Source organism: Deltaproteobacteria bacterium, assembly GCA_016874775.1.
Lineage (GTDB): Bacteria > Desulfobacterota > Binatia > Bin18 > Bin18 > VGTJ01.
Genome location: VGTJ01000157.1, coordinates 1 through 15,207, shown reverse-complemented (window position 1 = coordinate 15,207; position 15,207 = coordinate 1). Strand labels below are relative to the sequence as shown.

The 15,207-nt window shown below is 56.2% G+C and carries 14 protein-coding genes; 6 read left to right on the top strand and 8 right to left on the bottom strand.

What is annotated here, in order from left to right:
- Positions 1-118 precede the first annotated feature (118 nt).
- The gene (locus FJ147_21990; GenBank protein ID MBM4258556.1) at positions 119-1,255 is read right to left on the bottom strand and encodes a DUF4158 domain-containing protein; all 1,137 of its coding nucleotides are present in this window, start codon (positions 1,253-1,255) and stop codon (positions 119-121) included.
- Between the two features lie 138 nt (positions 1,256-1,393).
- On the opposite strand from FJ147_21990, the gene FJ147_21985 reads away from it, so the two are divergent.
- Entirely contained in the window at positions 1,394-2,137 is a 744-nt protein-coding gene (locus tag FJ147_21985) for a recombinase family protein (protein ID MBM4258555.1), read from the top strand.
- A gap of 48 nt (positions 2,138-2,185) precedes the next feature.
- Here FJ147_21985 and FJ147_21980 read toward each other — a convergent pair whose 3' ends face one another.
- Positions 2,186-2,476: a TonB-dependent receptor gene (locus FJ147_21980; protein MBM4258554.1), complete on the bottom strand. Its 291-nt coding sequence runs from the start codon at positions 2,474-2,476 to the stop codon at positions 2,186-2,188.
- Between the two features lie 128 nt (positions 2,477-2,604).
- On the opposite strand from FJ147_21980, the gene FJ147_21975 reads away from it, so the two are divergent.
- On the top strand, positions 2,605-3,195 hold the full coding sequence (locus FJ147_21975; protein MBM4258553.1) for a Tn3 family transposase: 591 nt from the start codon (positions 2,605-2,607) through the stop codon (positions 3,193-3,195).
- Between the two features lie 388 nt (positions 3,196-3,583).
- Complete coding sequence (locus FJ147_21970; GenBank protein ID MBM4258552.1) at positions 3,584-3,766, top strand: hypothetical protein; 183 nt, start codon at positions 3,584-3,586, stop codon at positions 3,764-3,766.
- Positions 3,767-3,862: 96 nt separating this feature from the next.
- Here the strand turns inward: FJ147_21970 and yghU are convergent, their stop codons facing one another.
- The 4 genes from yghU to FJ147_21950 all read right to left on the bottom strand — a co-directional run bounded on the left by yghU (position 3,863) and on the right by FJ147_21950 (position 8,248).
- Complete coding sequence (yghU, locus tag FJ147_21965; GenBank protein ID MBM4258551.1) at positions 3,863-4,717, bottom strand: glutathione-dependent disulfide-bond oxidoreductase; 855 nt, start codon at positions 4,715-4,717, stop codon at positions 3,863-3,865.
- 1,134 nt (positions 4,718-5,851) lie between these two features.
- A complete protein-coding gene (locus FJ147_21960; protein MBM4258550.1) occupies positions 5,852-7,105 on the bottom strand; it encodes a hypothetical protein in 1,254 nt (417 codons plus the stop codon).
- 8 nt (positions 7,106-7,113) lie between these two features.
- Positions 7,114-8,037 carry a ParA family protein gene (locus tag FJ147_21955; GenBank protein MBM4258549.1) on the bottom strand — a complete coding sequence of 308 codons (924 nt, stop codon included), beginning with the start codon at positions 8,035-8,037 and terminating at the stop codon, positions 7,114-7,116.
- Positions 7,997-8,248 carry a helix-turn-helix domain-containing protein gene (locus FJ147_21950; protein ID MBM4258548.1) on the bottom strand — a complete coding sequence of 84 codons (252 nt, stop codon included), beginning with the start codon at positions 8,246-8,248 and terminating at the stop codon, positions 7,997-7,999. Before FJ147_21950 ends, FJ147_21955 begins: the two co-directional genes overlap by 41 nt.
- A gap of 428 nt (positions 8,249-8,676) precedes the next feature.
- Between FJ147_21950 and FJ147_21945 the strand changes: the two genes are divergently transcribed.
- Positions 8,677-10,413: a S8 family peptidase gene (locus tag FJ147_21945; GenBank protein ID MBM4258547.1), complete on the top strand. Its 1,737-nt coding sequence runs from the start codon at positions 8,677-8,679 to the stop codon at positions 10,411-10,413.
- 73 nt (positions 10,414-10,486) lie between these two features.
- Positions 10,487-10,765, top strand: coding sequence for a hypothetical protein (locus FJ147_21940; GenBank protein ID MBM4258546.1), 279 nt, complete (start codon positions 10,487-10,489; stop codon positions 10,763-10,765).
- Between the two features lie 18 nt (positions 10,766-10,783).
- Here the strand turns inward: FJ147_21940 and FJ147_21935 are convergent, their stop codons facing one another.
- Complete coding sequence (locus FJ147_21935; protein MBM4258545.1) at positions 10,784-12,184, bottom strand: copper oxidase; 1,401 nt, start codon at positions 12,182-12,184, stop codon at positions 10,784-10,786.
- Between the two features lie 28 nt (positions 12,185-12,212).
- Positions 12,213-13,640, bottom strand: coding sequence for a TolC family protein (locus tag FJ147_21930; GenBank protein ID MBM4258544.1), 1,428 nt, complete (start codon positions 13,638-13,640; stop codon positions 12,213-12,215).
- Between the two features lie 592 nt (positions 13,641-14,232).
- Between FJ147_21930 and FJ147_21925 the strand changes: the two genes are divergently transcribed.
- Positions 14,233-15,018, top strand: coding sequence for an enoyl-CoA hydratase/isomerase family protein (locus FJ147_21925; GenBank protein MBM4258543.1), 786 nt, complete (start codon positions 14,233-14,235; stop codon positions 15,016-15,018).
- The last annotated feature ends 189 nt before the right edge of the window (positions 15,019-15,207 follow it).

The following is a 15,207-nucleotide window of genomic DNA, read 5'->3' as shown; positions in this document are numbered from 1 at the left end:
GTCGCCCGCGTTCATCCAGCTCTTCGACCAGACTTCGATACTTAGACCGAAGCCAGCACACAATGGTCTCGTCTCTCATCCCTGCTCTTGTGCAGAGGCTCTCCACTCCGGTCAATCACTATTGCGGTAAGTTGTTTCCTGCCACCGCCTTAGTTTCCTCCACGGCCGCCCGCAACACCTTTTCCGACACCCGCTCAAAACTGACCATGCGTACGTCTGCTGCCGCGACGGTCGGGTCAAGCAGGACCTGCCCGAGCTCTTGAAACAGCCGGAGTTTCTCGTTCGTTGAGCGGGCGACAGATTGGCGAAAGTCCTCCAAGTCTTGCTTGGCCTCGGTGTAACAGCCCCACAGGCACTGATCATAGAGGTCCACCACAACGTCTGTGTGATGGAGGAGCGCTTGGTGGAGAAAGGCCAGCAGCACGGGATAGCGTCGCACGGGTGGCATGCGTTGCAAATGCTGATTGGTCGACTTCCAGCCGATTTGCGCCAGCCATTTCGCTCGGTTCGGATTGAGGCTCGTCAGGTTCCACTGATCGACGCCAGCGTTGCGGAGGAAGGTGAGCTTCTGAAGGGTCGTGAGGATTTGCGAGGCCGCGTGCGATACCGCCTCCTGCCGGAGCCAACTTATCGGCGTACGTCCCGTCGTCGCATCGCGGGTCAGCAGCCCATCGAGGAAAGCTTTGCGTTCTGCGGTCAACAATGGAGTCAATCGCCGCTCGGTTTCCTCGTGGGCCTGCTCGCGTGCGGTTGCGACCAGCCGTTCGAGGCGAGTCACCCCTGGCCGGACAATCTTGTCACGATGGAGTTTTTCGCATACCAGTTGCAGCAGCAGAGTTGGTTTGTCGTGTTCCAGCGCACGCTCACCTACCCAGGCTTGGAGCGCATACCAATCAAGAGGAGCCATGGGACGAAATCCCAGGTAGGTTTGGACAGAGAGCTGATGGTCGGTTTGAGTCCGGCGGCGGCGTGCGTACGCGGTGAGCACGGCAGGGGCTACCGCGAGCTGCTCGGCCACAAACGTCACGACCTCAGGCGGGATCGTCTGCAGGTCTTCCGGCACGAACCCCAGATAGCGGAGGGTACACAATTGGAGGGCATAGCCCAATCGATTGGGCGGCTCTCGTTGGCGGTGGACCTCGCGGACATCAGTCTCTGACAACCAAAAGAACGCCACGAGATCTTCGTGGGTAATCGTCTCAGGAAAACGCTGCCAGTGGTCACGCTCAGAGACACTCAGAAAGTCAACGGGCATCTCGGGTCCCCTTTCTCCCGTGTCCCAACAAACCTCCGTTTGCTGGGACAGCGAGTGCCCCGCGAAAAACGGGGCCAAAAGTGCCCTTTCCTTATCCTATTTACCCGTCTCAGAAATCAGCGTACCGTCTTGCCAATAATGCCTGGCAAAAAGAAGACACTCCCACACCACCGCAAACATCTGGTCGGCTATGCGCGGGTGAGCACACTGGAGCAGGATTTGACCCTACAGCTCGATGCGCTCAAACGACACGGTTGCACACCGAAAACCATCTTCGTCGATACTGCGTCCGGCGCCCGAGCACAGCGCCCAGGATTAGAAACCTGCTTGGCAGCCCTGCACGCGGGGGATGTCCTAGTGGTCTGGCGACTGGATCGGTTGGGCCGGTCGATGTCGCATCTTGTGACGCTGGTCGAGCAGCTGCGAGAGCGGGGAATTGGGTTTCGCTCCCTCTGCGATGGCGTGATCGATACGACCACCGCTTCTGGAGAGTTAGTCTTCAATCTCTTCTCTGCCCTCGCACAATTCGAGCAACGGCTGATTCAGGAACGGACGCGCGCGGGTTTGTCAGCGGCGCGGGCACGTGGACGCAAGGGTGGACGGAAGCCTCTTCCTCCCACTGCCCCCAAAGTGCTGACCGCGAAAAAGATGTATCAGGACCGGTCGATCGAAGTCCGCGATATCTGCCAGATGCTCCGGATTTCCCGCTCGACTCTGTATCGCTATGTGGCAATGACAGAGGCAGGAGAAGGGAAAAGACCTTCTGCGCCTTTGCTCCCGAGCTCGGGCCGCACTAAAGGGAGAACGGATATGCCTCACCGGCGACGTGCAAAGAGTGATCGTTCCCGAGGTCAACACGGACGAGGAAGAGGGGTTCGCTAAAAAACGAATCGTTTAGCGACCAAAATTGTTCCATTCCTATCGGAAAGCCTACAGCGCCACGTCGGAACGCAATTCATACGTAAGTCCTATGCGCGGGCTGAAAGCATCGACTGACTCGCCGTTGTTTGACGAAAAATCCACACGTCCACCGACTGTCAACGTGAGGCGATTGAAGAGTTTCGCTTGCTCCTGGAGATAGAGCCCGGCGAGGTCACTTTCTGACGTCGCCTTGGTCTTAGATGCGAAGGCGGGAATGCGGACGCCGTACTGTGGGTTGAATACATCGATGGCCGCATACGAACCAGGGAAATCCGGGGGTAAGTGTACAAAGGCGCACAAAGTTTCACAACTCTACCTAACTGCTTGATTTTACAGCAATTGCATTTTTCATAAAACTGGCAATCCCTTGCGAAATGCGAAAACTCATTTCGTGTGATTTCAATGGCTTACACGATCTGTGAAACTTTCTGTACTTATGTACGGTTACCTCCATTGATTGGGACCTGATCCAGACGCATCTGCCCGATATGTTGCGCGTGGCCCTCTCGATCAAAGCGGGACGCTTGATGCCGTCCACTATTCTGCGCAAGTTGGGCACGGCTAGCCGCAAAAACAAGTTGTACTTCGCCTTTCGCGAACTAGGCCGCGTCATCCGCACCGGCTTTCTCCTGCAGTACCTCAGCGATGCTGACCTCCGCTCTCTCATCCAAGGAGCTACGAACAAGAGTGAAGCCTTCAATAACTTCATCAAATGGGTCACCTTCGGCGGCGCAGGTATCATTGCCGAGAATGATCGCGACGCACAACGCAAGATCATCAAGTACAGTCACGTGGTGGCCAACTGTTTGATCTTCCACCACGTCCAAGCGCAAACCCGTATCCTTCAACAACTCCTGGCCGAGAGATTGCACTTCTCCGATGCTACAATTGCTCGTCTCAGTCCCTATCCCACCGAGCACGTCAATCGCTTTGGTGCCTATGCGCTCAATCTCCGCCGTGATGTGCCCCTCCCACAATACGAATTCCGTAACACTCCACCTCGGAAACGGAACCGTTAGTGATGTGGCCTGAAAATGTACGTTTCGTTGTCATACCCCCTCTGGTGCCTGTACGCATGGCGCACACTACGGTCTCTTTGCTTAAGGCGATTTCTTGGAAAAAGTATCCCGCAGTCTCTGGTGGCGGGCTGTGCCCGCCCTACGTGTCTTTGCCGTTCTGGGTAGGGCAGGTTGTTGTGCCTGCCGCTATCGGCAGAACATCGACAGCTCGGGGATCCGCTTTTTCGGAAATCACCCTAGTCAGACCACTATGCCCTGCTCAGCGAAACGGGGTCAAGCGTTTGTCGTGCGACCCAATTGACCGTGACACGACCGTGTGATCACTACCAGAGCAAGGCACGGACACCACGCTAAGAGGTGGATAGCAAGCAAGGAAAGGATACCACACATGGGAACCAGGCAAGAACGTGAGGAGGAACTCCGCACTGAACTCAAGCGGAAACAACAAGAACTGGACGAACTCGTACTGCGCAGTGAAACGCTGCACCCGAGTGCCTATGGAGCCATGCAAGGGCAGCTAGAACTGGAGATTGAGCAACTCCAGGCTGAACTCGATCGCTTGACACAGTAGTGAGAGAACGATGAGCAAACAGAGAGTGAAAGCGTGAGGTTGTCTCTGTCTATGACAACCTCGATTGCACTCAAACTGTGAGCGTGTGACTCTGCATCACGAGCGTTTAGCGGCAAAATCACTGGCACTGTGGCGTTCGTGCATCTGTTCTTCTTCTGGTCCCCAGGACTTGTTCACGCGTCGACCACGTTGGACAGCCGGTCGTGCCTCAATGTCCTTCACCCACCGCAGCACATGGGTGTACGAGGCGACGTCAAGAAACTCGGCGGCTTCATAGATATTGTGCGCGACCAACGAGCCGTACCAGGCGTAGTTTGCCATATCGGCAATAGTGTACTCAGCGCCACAGAGATATCGATGATTACTGAGATGACGATTCAACACATCTAACAGCCGTTTGACCTCCATCGCAAAGCGATCGATCGCGTACTCGATCTTCTCCGGGGCGTAGGCATAAAAGTGACCGAACCCACCGCCGATATACGGTGCGCTCCCCATCTGCCAGAACAACCACGATAGGCATTCTGCCCGTGCAGACGGCTCCTTCGGCAGGAATGCACCAAACTTTTCTGCCAGATAGACGAGCATCGCGCCTGACTCGAAAACCCGTGTCGGCGGGTTGGTGCTGCGGTCAAGCAGCGCTGGAATTTTGGAATTAGGATTGATCGCCACGAACTGGCTGCCAAATTGCTCTCCCTTCATGATATCGACCAGATAGGCGTCGTACTCGGCTTCTTTGATGCCGCGTTCGAGCAGTTCCTCCAGCAAGATGGTGACCTTGATGCCGTTGGGCGTGGCCAGAGAGTACAGTTGCAGAGCGTGCTTCCCGACCGGGAGTTCTTGCTCATGCGTTGCTCCCGCGATGGGCCGGTTGATGTTAGCGAACCGCCCGCCACTTCCTTTGTTCCACTGCCAGACTTTCGGTGGGGTATAGGTATTATTTGTGGCCATGTCTCCTCCTCCTTCTGCTGCAGACGTTGTACGCTCTGTTTTAAGCACGTTACCACCTCGCGCGAAAGCTCTGGCAGAGGCCACCATGTGGGGGACCCACGACCGCCGCAACTCTGTCACTTGTTCATCTCGCAAGCCAGGAGCCCATGGTCTCAGTACGAGTGCGACGCACCGTGTGGTGACGATAGTCTTTACCGAAGAAGAATCTGCTGCGTCAGCTGTCTTGCAAACCAACGACGCGGACACGCTCCACCGCATCAGTCACAACTTAAGCCGTTAGCAACAGCATAATTCCGTCTCCCTCAGGGAGAGGGCTAGGGCTCATAAGGGTAGGTTTTTTATCCAAGCCTCAATTGGCGCGGATTTCCCGTCGTGAGGATCCGCGTGTTCGTCATGCCCGCGAATGCGGGCATGACGTCTCGTCTTTTCTCAGCGTAAAATCCTACCTGTAATAGAGGGCGAGGGCGAGGGGATAAAAAATAGCGGGTTTTGTCTCTTGATCCCCTCATCCTGACCTTCTCACGGGGGGAGAAGGGACCCATATGCACTGCGCTCCACCTAAAACACAAGGATTTTTCCTTAATTGTAACTGGTGCCTGTCACCTCCCCGCGCGGCAGCGAGCTGATCATACTCGGTCATTCTGACCTCCCATTCTCAGCTCGACTGATGCATGTCCGATAATCGTAGTGTATGTTAAATCTTACTGTTGATATCGCTCTAGTTTTTGACCCCAAGATCTCCTTATCGATTAAGCTAGGAACCTCATCGAAGTTAGCAGCACAGTTAGCGCTCGTTCTTCCGCAAGCGAAACACGGAGCGGCGAAAAGTTTACAGACTCTTTGTGAAACTCAGCCCCCCTTGGTCAGCATGAAACAGAGTCCCCTACCCTTCTCATGCGGCACGAGAGCTGACTCTTGGCCCAAGTCCTAAGCTCCCAGCACTACGAGGTAAGACACAGCAGGCGACGATCGTGCTTTTGCGTCCGGCAGGAACTCTTCGCATCGCTAGGACTCAAAGTCTATGGCCGGAGTCCGCTGGTGAACAACGCGCGACTTTCCCCCTTTTCGGTCGGTGTGTTTCTCGCTTCACTGACTAGCGACAGACGGCCTGCCGGTAGTCAGTAGCTACAGGTGTTACGAGTTCTTCGTCGCAGCTTCGGCAAAGAATTCGCGTGAGGCTTCGATAAGTGCTTGCTGGCGGATCTCGTCGTGTCTCTCTGTTGGCGTGATGCGGAGCGCGACTTCAGCCTTTCTTTTGGCTGCCTCCTCGATTTTTCCACGCTCGATCGAATCCGCAGCAACGTATTTCCGCAACGCTGTGAGATCGGCTTCGAGGTCGTGATTGCCACTGTCCCGTCGCGACCGTTGGCTCGTGTGCCTGGACGCGTGACCCGAGCCAACTTGGTCAAGTTGTGCGTTGATCATGCGCTCAGTCACCAGTGGGCCTTCGTTATTGCTGAAGGCAGCCTTAAGCCAGGCATTATGGTTTTGGATCTGCGTTCGACTCTTGGCTGCTTGTTCAACAAGGAGCAATGCTGAGCGACGAAACTCGATCGGTGTCATGCGGGGAAACAGGCGAGAGATCTCAACGAGGGTTCGCTCGCGAATGTTCCAGGTTGGCGGAAAAAGCGCGAGAAGCTCGGCAACGTCTGTCTGTTTTATATATTCAGAAATACAGACAGACAGACGCAGACCGTCTGCCGGTAGTGTCGGCGTCTGCCGGTCGACCGTCTGCCGGTAGTCGTTCTCACGTTTTAGTAATGCTTTTGTCTCCTTCAGTGACGATTTTCTAAACGGATGATCTGCCTTTATCTTGATGCGCATGCCTTGTTCATCTGGCGTGCGAACAGTGAATTTAGCGACCACACCTCCTTCTTTTTCAATTACTGTCATTGCGTCGCGAACCCCACGAATTGAGGCACTTAGCTGCAACGCAAGTTTGCGATACGAGACGATTTGGTTGGCGCTGTCAGCTTCACACAAGGCTTGCCACAGCAACCACTGGACAGGTGCGAGCGGAATCCCTGTATCACCTGGTGATATGAAACTATCTTCATCTACCGTCAGACCGTCTGTCGGTAGATGAAGTGGTATTGCGGCTCGCGTTTCACTACCGTCAGACCGTCTGTCGGTCCCCACGTTTTGACTGACGGTCTGACGGTAGTACTGCCGGTCGACCGTCTGCCGTGGCAGACGGTCGACCGGTAGTGTGGGCAGACCGTCTGCCGGTAGTGATGATGCGTTGCCACTTACCTCTGGAACCTTGGCAAAAAGCTGCGTCGCTGCTTTAGGATTCGGACTCAAATACTTCGTATCGTCCGTCGACGCCAATGTAACCGCGAAGCCCTTTTCGAGTGCTGCCTTCCGCTGCTTCGGAGTAAGTGCCATATACGCTCCTAGCTAGCCGCGGCCTCGTCGTCCTCAGCACGAACAATGCGCAAGTTCGGGCTGTTGACGTCTATCAGCGAGAGCAATTCGCTTGTCGCATCCTGGTAATCTGTGTAACCGGAGCATTTCTCGTCGTACACGACCACCGGCAACCCACCAGTGGCGCTCTTCGAAAGGTCGGTATTACGGCGAATAAGGGTTTTCAACACGACGCCTTCAAATTCCTTGCGAACCTGTTGCGCCCAGTTCCGTTCAATCGAGTTGCGCATATCGAACATCGTTATCAGGATATACGCCCACGGTTGCGAACATTCGGTCTCTTCAAACGTCTGCCGGGCCCGTGCAATCAGGTGCGGCAGGCCTGTGACGGAGTGCTTCTCGGCTTGGGTAGGAATCAACAGTCCATCGCTCGCTCCCAACGCATTGCGGGTCAGGGGGCCTAAATGAACCGGACAATCAAAAACGATCAGATCGTAACGGTGGCGGAGCGGCTTCAGCTTGCGTCGAAGCCACGTGCCAGTCATCAGTACAGCTTCGTCAATATAACTGAGCTGATAATGGGACGGGAGCAAATCAAGACCTTCGACCGTGGCCGCATCGCGAATAATAATGCTCTCCAAGGCCGCATCTCGTGTGACATGACCGGCCAGAGTTTGCTGTACTTCTAAGTCCGGAAATCCGAGTTGATGTGTCGCGTTCATCTGTGCATCGAGGTCACAAATCAACACGCGCCGTCTCTTTCCATCAGGGCGCGGTAGCGTAGCTGCCATTGCTGCAACGTTCACTGCAGTGGTGGTTTTGCCGACGCCGCCCTTCGCGTTCAATACCGCAAATGAAATCGCCATTACCACTTCCTCCTCGACCGCTCTTTGCCAATGACCTGAGCCAGGCTCACTGGCGATCCACGCCAGCGGCCACCGGATTATCTCCATGTGGACCGCGCATAAATTCGTTCAACACTTGAGCGCTCAAACGCCATACCTTGCCAATTTTCCTGCCTGGCAGTTTGCCTTCGCGTAACCATTCATAAATGGTTCGTTCGGACACCTGCAGTTGAGCCGCTGCCTGCGGGACGGTAAGAATCTGACTTAGTACCGAAATTCGCGCATCACGATTTTCCATAGGCCACCACAGATAGCGCATCTACGTGCCAAAATAAAGAACCACACGCCCACAAAGCTCTGAATCTTCTAATACTTATAACATACGGTAGACGGTCTGCCGGTAGTGAGAGAAGCTCCAACTACGACCAGTGGACGACGCGCTTCGCGTCTCACGCCCGCGATGTAAAGTTTTGTTAGCTGTCAACTCCAGTTTACGTTCGTGTATGTCGTGCGACTTCAACAGCTTGCTATGCAATCGCGACAGGAAGGGTAAAGTGCTGACGACACTCTACCCGCGCTTTCACGGTCTTGCATTTGCGCGTTACACAAAAGACAAACAACATCGGCATTGTTTCTGCCGGCACGATCTTTGTTCCAGCGACGAGCGTCATAAAGTAACTATCGCCTGTCCGGGATCGGCCGCACCGCGTCATAAACTAAGACACGTTATTTGCAAAGGAGATGCGCATGACCCCTGAGAAAATCGCGCCGGAATTAATGCTTGCGTTTGAGGACTATCAACAAGAAGGACGAAGTGGGCTGGCGCTACACGCCCGCTCGCTTGGCGTGCTGCCTTCTGAGAACATTGTGAAACCCGCCCGTACTGTGGTTTTCATCCACTGTGATGACCAAGCGCGACTCGACCACCTGGCCCAGAGAGGTATTCGCATCAATCAGGCCATTGGCCGTATTCGTACAGCGATCCTGCCAATGGACGAACTGTCAACGCTGTCGGATGACCCTGCGGTGCAACGTATCTTTCCGTCGCGATACTTGCGCCTCTTAATGGACGTCGCTGCAGGCAAGGTCCACGTGCCGCAGTTCCGTGCAAGCAGTGGCCTCAACGGACAAGGTGTGATTGTCGGCGTGGTGGACAGTGGCATTGATCCCAACCATCCGGCATTTGCGGGACGAATCTTACGCATCTGGGATCAAACCCTGACCGGCCCAGGCGTGCCCGAAGGCGGCTATGGAGCTGAACTGACCGGCAACTTGCTGACGCTTTCGCGTGACACCAATGGGCACGGCACCCACGTTGCCGGCATTGCCTCTGGCAGTGATGCGACCTTCGGCGGTATCGCTCCGAACGCTGAACTTGTGATTGTTAAGTCTGATCTACAAGATACGCAGATCAGCGACGCAATCCGCTACATCTTTCGCATCGCGAATGGGTTAGGCCGACCGGCGGTCATCAATCTCAGTATCGGCGGCCATTTTGATGCACACGACGGAAGCGATTCTTTATCGCTGATTATCGACAGCGAGTCCGGACCCGGACGTATCATCTGCTGTGCTGCGGGTAACGAGGGCAATGACAACATACACGCGCAATCTACTGTGCTGCCTGGGACAAACAGGATGATGCAATTTCGCGTCCACTCGACGCAACTCAGACAGGCACTGCTCAACGGGTGGTATCCAGGGAGCGCATCCCTAGAGGTATCGATTCGCACCCCTGGAGGTTTCGTTACCCCGTGGCAGGCAGTCATTGCGGCTGGCAATCCAAGTCGACGCTATAACCTCCCGGACGCCCGCGTAACAGTTGTGACGCCTGGGCCAGACCCAGCCAACGGGGACCATAATTTTATCGTGGCGATGAACGGCGCCGGAGTGGGTAGCGTGTTACCCGCAGGCATCTGGCAGTTGCGGGTCCGTCATGCGTCGGGCACACAGGCACGCGTCGATGTCTGGACGCTTGATGGTCAGCAATCTCCGCAAGTGTTGTTTTCTGGCACCAGCGTACGTGACTCCATGAAAGTTGGTTCCCCAGGGACAGATGCTGCTGCGATCACCGTCGCTTCGTACACGACAAAAGACCAGTGGCGCGACATTGATGGTTCGCTGCGCTCTGTGGGCTTGGCGTTGGATACCATTTCGGATTTCAGTAGCGAAGGTCCACTGCGCAACGGAGCGCAGAAGCCTGACGTGGCCGCCCCGGGAGCGATGATTGTCTCAGCTTTATCAGCCGATTCACCAGCCAGCAGACCTTCAATGGTAAACTCTCGGTTCGTGGTCAACGCCGGCACCAGTATGGCAGCGCCGTTAGTGACTGGCATCGTTGCATTGTTGTTGCAACGAGACCGCAACTTAGATCCTGTGGGAGTAAAAGCGCTGCTCCGCGCTCACAGTAGCATTCCAGGTCGAGCCGCGGGAACATTTGACGCCAAATGGGGCTTTGGACTGATTGATGCGCTCGGTTTGTAGAACGATAGGTTTGGTGTCGCTCGTGCTGTACTACGGCTGCCAAGGGGACCATACTGGAGAGCGAGGAGCTGCTATGGACTACCAGAAAGTCGATGCTTCACTCGCTCTCGCGCTGTCCGATGTTCAAGACCAAGATGCGCGCGCGTTTCAGGTATTCATTCATGTGGCTCGCCCCCCAGGCCCTAAAGAACTTGCGTTGCTAGAAGACCTGGGAGTGACGGGGATCACCAGTGGCCGCAGCGTATACACAGCCACGTTGTCAGCAAATCAGGTCACGCAACTGTCGCACATGCCGTGGGTTCGCGCGCTGAAGTTGTCACAGAAACTCCGGCTGCTCAAACCCGACGCGTGAGCGACGTTTCCCGGCGCTCTACACCTTGATACCGTCGCGCTGCAACTCCGCTACGGTGGCAGTGCTAGCTACCGTCCCCTTCGGGTGTTGGTACCAACCGGGGGCACGGTCGTCGTCGAGCTCCTCGCGAACCTTGAGCACTGTGAGGAGGCCACCCATCGTGATGTAATCAAACGGGCCCGGGCCACCACGCATGGGAATGCTATTCTCTGGCACTTTCATGTGACCAGTATCTAAATGGATGCCGTGCTCGGCCATCCCATCGTGGCCCATGGTCATATAGTCCGGAAGCAAACGTCGCACTTGGGCATCCACCTCGGCTGCCTTGACCCCGATCATGTTGGGAAATTTGTCTCCCATTTGGTTCATCACATGATGTGTCATGTGGCAGTGCATGGCCCAATCGCCTGGTTCATCAGCGACAAATTCGATCGTGCGTGACTGGCCGATTGCGACCAGCACGGACGTTTCACGTTGTTGGGCTGAAAGCGGAATCTGTCCACCATCCGTTTCAGTGACGCGAAACTGATAGCCGTGCAGGTGGATCGGATGATGACTCATGGCTGCCACGTTGGCGAGGCGGATACGCACTCGCTCGCCTAGACGGACTGCCATTGGTGCGGTGGCCGGAAAGGCTTTGGCGTTGAAGGTAAAAATGTTGAAGTCGGTCATTTCATTTGGGTTTGGCCGTGACGTGCCGACATCGAGTCGCCACTCTGCGAGCATGAAAGCGAAATCGCGATCTGGTCTCTCTGCCTTGGGCTTTCGCGGATGAATGACAAACAATCCCATCGCCCCCAGTGCCATCTGAGTCATCTCATCGTGATGGGAGTGATACATGAAGGTACCGTGCTGTCGCAGGGTGAATTCGTAGCGAAACGTTGCTCCCGGCTTGATAACGGCCTGGGTCAAGCCTGCCACACCGTCCATCCCATTCGGTAAGAGAAGTCCATGCCAATGAACGCTGGTTGCCCCCGGCAGTTTATTGGTGACATAGACGCGCACGCGGTCACCTTCGACTGCCTCGATAGTTGGTCCATGCACGCGACCGTTGAAGCCCCAACAACGCGCATGTAGTCCGGGCGCAAACTGGTGCTCTACTTCCTCCGCTATCAGGTGATAGACCTTGATGCCGTTAACGACCTTCCACGCCAGTGACACGTTATTGGGTGTGATGACTGGAGTGTAGTCTTTGCCAGGTTCGCCAGGTGGTTGGGTCGGTTTCGGGTCAATACGGTCGAGCAGCGATTGAGGTGCAGTGCTGAGCACAGGGCGAGCCGTTGCCTGGTGATGTTGGTGGCTCAGATTCCCCTCAGTGGCTTCAACCTGGCGCAATAACACACCGGTGCTGCCAAGGGCCGCAGCGCCAGCGAGAAATCGGCGACGATTCAGAGTTCGAGATTTATGCTGTAGTTTCATACTGATGCTCGTGATGTTGTCTATTGCGTTATTGCAGCGTAGAGAAGGGAAGGCGCGGCAATTGTTCAAGCGTTGGTGCCGCTGGTGCGGCTTCAGTCGGCGGCAGCCGTCCCGCCAGCAGTAGCGTATGGTCAGCCTGCGCGAGCCAATACTCTCGCAGCGCATCTATGTAGCGAATACCCGCTTCGATCTGTTGCTCCTTCGCGCGTAACAGGTCGAGCGGTCCAATCTGCATGGCGTTGTACTGCAGCTGGGTTTGCTCCAGTACACGCTGCCGGACTGGCAAGACCACGTCACGATACTGGAGGGCGCGCTCGCGGTAGCCCTCTAGACGTGCACGCGTACTCCGTGCGATCGCCGCGATACGGACTGCAAGCGCCGTTCGTAACTCCCGCGCTTGACGAAGCTCGGCTTGGGCCCGAGCGATACGCGCTTGGCCGCGATCGAACAACGGCAGCGGTAGGATGAACGTTGGTCCAGGCTCCCACTCGCGCCCATCACGTTCGCCTTTCCCACCCACGACGACCTCTGGAAATAGGGCACTCGCTCGGTCGAGCCTCACGTTCTCGGCTGCTGCGACGATGAGCTGATCGGCAGCGGCTAAATCGAGGCTCTGTTTCATGGCTCTCGCCTCAAGATCTGCATTGGTCGCCGCTTCACGTGGGTCGAGCAGGCGGGCAGGGGTTACCGTCCACAAGAGTGCGTGTTCTCCCGAGAGACCCATGAGTAAATTGAGCCGCTCGCGGCTGTCTCGTGTCGCTATCTCAGCGAAGCGAAGGTCGGCTTTTGCTTCTTCAGCGAGTGCTTGCTCGGTTGCGACATCAAGTTCGCGCAGATTCCCGGCCTCACGCAGGCGTTGGGCGAGGTTGAAAGAAGCTGCAGTGGCAGCCGCCACCTGACGACGCATCTCTAGGGCTTGCTCATTGGCCTGGTGCGTATAGAAGGCTGTCTGGGTGCGCCAGACGGCATCTAACACGTCAGCGGCTACACGCAGCTTTGCCTCCTCAAATCGTGCAGTGGCGACTCGCTTGCGCAGCGGCGTATATAGGAAGTCAATCAAATCCATGGCGAGGCCAAATCCGAGATCAACGATACCACCAGCGATGGGAAACCCGCTGGTTACTCCGATCACTGGATTGTGCAGGAGGCTCGCCTGTACCAGATCAGCATGCGCAATACCGAGCCGGGCGTACAGGGCCTGCAATTCGCGGTTGTTGAGGAGTGCGATGCGCACGGCCTCCTCTTCGGTCAGACCCTCGGCCAAGCGCGAAGAGATCGCGTCCAGGCGCGGGGGTGACTCTTCGACGCCTGGTGTCCACGTGAGCTCAGGTGCACCACGGTCGTTCACTAGCTGTGCTACTTGGGGAAATCCGGCGTGAGGGTCGACAGCAACGGTCGCACACCCCTGCAGCCCAGTCATGAGGATGACCAGGCCAAAGACGATCTGGCATTTCATTCGTGCCCTCCATGTCTGCGAATGTCACGGTACTGCGTTGTGGACGGAAGGGCAGGAATCTAGAGCCGCAAAACAGAGAGCGCGAGATGCGACAAGCTACGTCCATGTGTGGCATGGCGCGAGCAGGTCAGGTGCGAAACACGCAGTGATGACGCGTCGTCGAGCAGGACGAGGGAGCACACTGTATTACGGATAGCGTTGTCCGATACTGCTCCTCGCAAGGCGTCAAAAGTCGAGGCCAAAAAGACATGCTCGCTGCAGTCGAAACAGTGAGTCGGCGCCCGTGGTGGAGCTGGAGTAGGAGAATGGCAGTCACCCTCCGCTGGGCTAGCTGCTGACACGTTGACAACCGCGGCTACTGCTAATCCGCGACTGGCGACGACGCACGTCTGCGAGCACTGGAACAGCATCACAGTTAGCAAGACGGTCACCAATGATGAGTGTCGCATACCTCCCACGCGATTCAGGCTAGCACAGCACGACGACCACTGTAAACTTACGTCGCGGAGCGCTATAGTCCTCAGCGGTGTTTGCGACCAATGCGTCAGCAGCGCGCCACTACTGCTATGAAGACAACTAAAGGAGACTGAGTATGCAGTCAAAGTATGGAGATGTCGCCGTTACCTTTGCGGATCACATTGCCACGTTAGAGATTCAGCGCGGGCCGAACAACTTCTTCGACATTGCGCTCATTGAGTCGCTGGCCGAGGCACTTGAGACGTTGGATAATCAAATGGACTGCCGCGCCATCGTCTTGGCCGCGGAAGGAAAGAACTTTTGTGCCGGGGCGAATTTTCATGGTGGTGCCGAACGGAGTGGACTCGACCGCAACCCTGAGAAGGGTAATCCGCTCTATGCAGCAGCGGTACGCTTATTCGCCTGCCGCAAGCCGATCGTCGGCGCGATTCAAGGTGCAGCCATCGGTGGTGGCTTCGGTTTGGCGTTGGTTCCTGACTTTCGTGTGGTATGTGCGGAGACACGTTTCGCCGCTAATTTCGTTGCCCTGGGATTTCATCCAGGTTTTGGCCTGACAACCACGCTCCCGCGCCTGGTTGGCCAGCAGCGTGCGAACCTCCTCTTCTACACCGGTCGTCGCATCAACGGTGAAGAAGCCCTGGCATGGGGGTTGGGTGACGTGTTCACCACAGTCGACAAGGTTCGATCGGCAGCTGTTGAGTTAGCCAAAGAAATTGCCGCCAATGCGCCGTTAGCGGTCCAATCCACGCGAGCCACCATGCGAGCCGGACTGGCCGCCGCGGTCAAGGCAGCAACCGATCAGGAGTTCAAGGAACAATCGTGGTTACAAAAGACTGAGGATCACAAAGAGGGCATCCGCGCGGTGGCGGAGCGCAGGCCGGGGAACTTTACGGGACGATAATTCCCACCACAGCCCACACCCCTCTCGTACACTTTCTCCGGTAAGTCATCGGATTTGTCATTCTGAGTCCTCCACAGCGCGCGGCGCGGAGCGTGGAGGCAGAAACGAGACAGTGCTATGCTTGGCGGCACGGCCCCGACAAGCTAAGACCGGCGTTGCCAATGGTGCTGCAGGAGCCCATTTCTGAGT

Bases quoted from the DNA above. Each gene is read 5' to 3' on its own strand.
- FJ147_21925 (MBM4258543.1), top strand. From the start codon at position 14,233: ATGCAGTCAAAGTATGGAGATGTCGCCGTTACCTTTGCGGATCACATT.
- FJ147_21990 (MBM4258556.1), bottom strand. From the start codon at position 1,255: ATGCCCGTTGACTTTCTGAGTGTCTCTGAGCGTGACCACTGGCAGCGT.
- FJ147_21955 (MBM4258549.1), bottom strand. From the start codon at position 8,037: ATGGAGATAATCCGGTGGCCGCTGGCGTGGATCGCCAGTGAGCCTGGC.
- FJ147_21940 (MBM4258546.1), top strand. From the start codon at position 10,487: ATGGACTACCAGAAAGTCGATGCTTCACTCGCTCTCGCGCTGTCCGAT.
- FJ147_21950 (MBM4258548.1), bottom strand. From the start codon at position 8,248: ATGCGCTATCTGTGGTGGCCTATGGAAAATCGTGATGCGCGAATTTCG.
- FJ147_21960 (MBM4258550.1), bottom strand. From the start codon at position 7,105: ATGGCACTTACTCCGAAGCAGCGGAAGGCAGCACTCGAAAAGGGCTTC.
- yghU (MBM4258551.1), bottom strand. From the start codon at position 4,717: ATGGCCACAAATAATACCTATACCCCACCGAAAGTCTGGCAGTGGAAC.
- FJ147_21930 (MBM4258544.1), bottom strand. From the start codon at position 13,640: ATGAAATGCCAGATCGTCTTTGGCCTGGTCATCCTCATGACTGGGCTG.
- FJ147_21970 (MBM4258552.1), top strand. From the start codon at position 3,584: ATGGGAACCAGGCAAGAACGTGAGGAGGAACTCCGCACTGAACTCAAG.
- FJ147_21945 (MBM4258547.1), top strand. From the start codon at position 8,677: ATGACCCCTGAGAAAATCGCGCCGGAATTAATGCTTGCGTTTGAGGAC.
- FJ147_21985 (MBM4258555.1), top strand. From the start codon at position 1,394: ATGCCTGGCAAAAAGAAGACACTCCCACACCACCGCAAACATCTGGTC.
- FJ147_21935 (MBM4258545.1), bottom strand. From the start codon at position 12,184: ATGAAACTACAGCATAAATCTCGAACTCTGAATCGTCGCCGATTTCTC.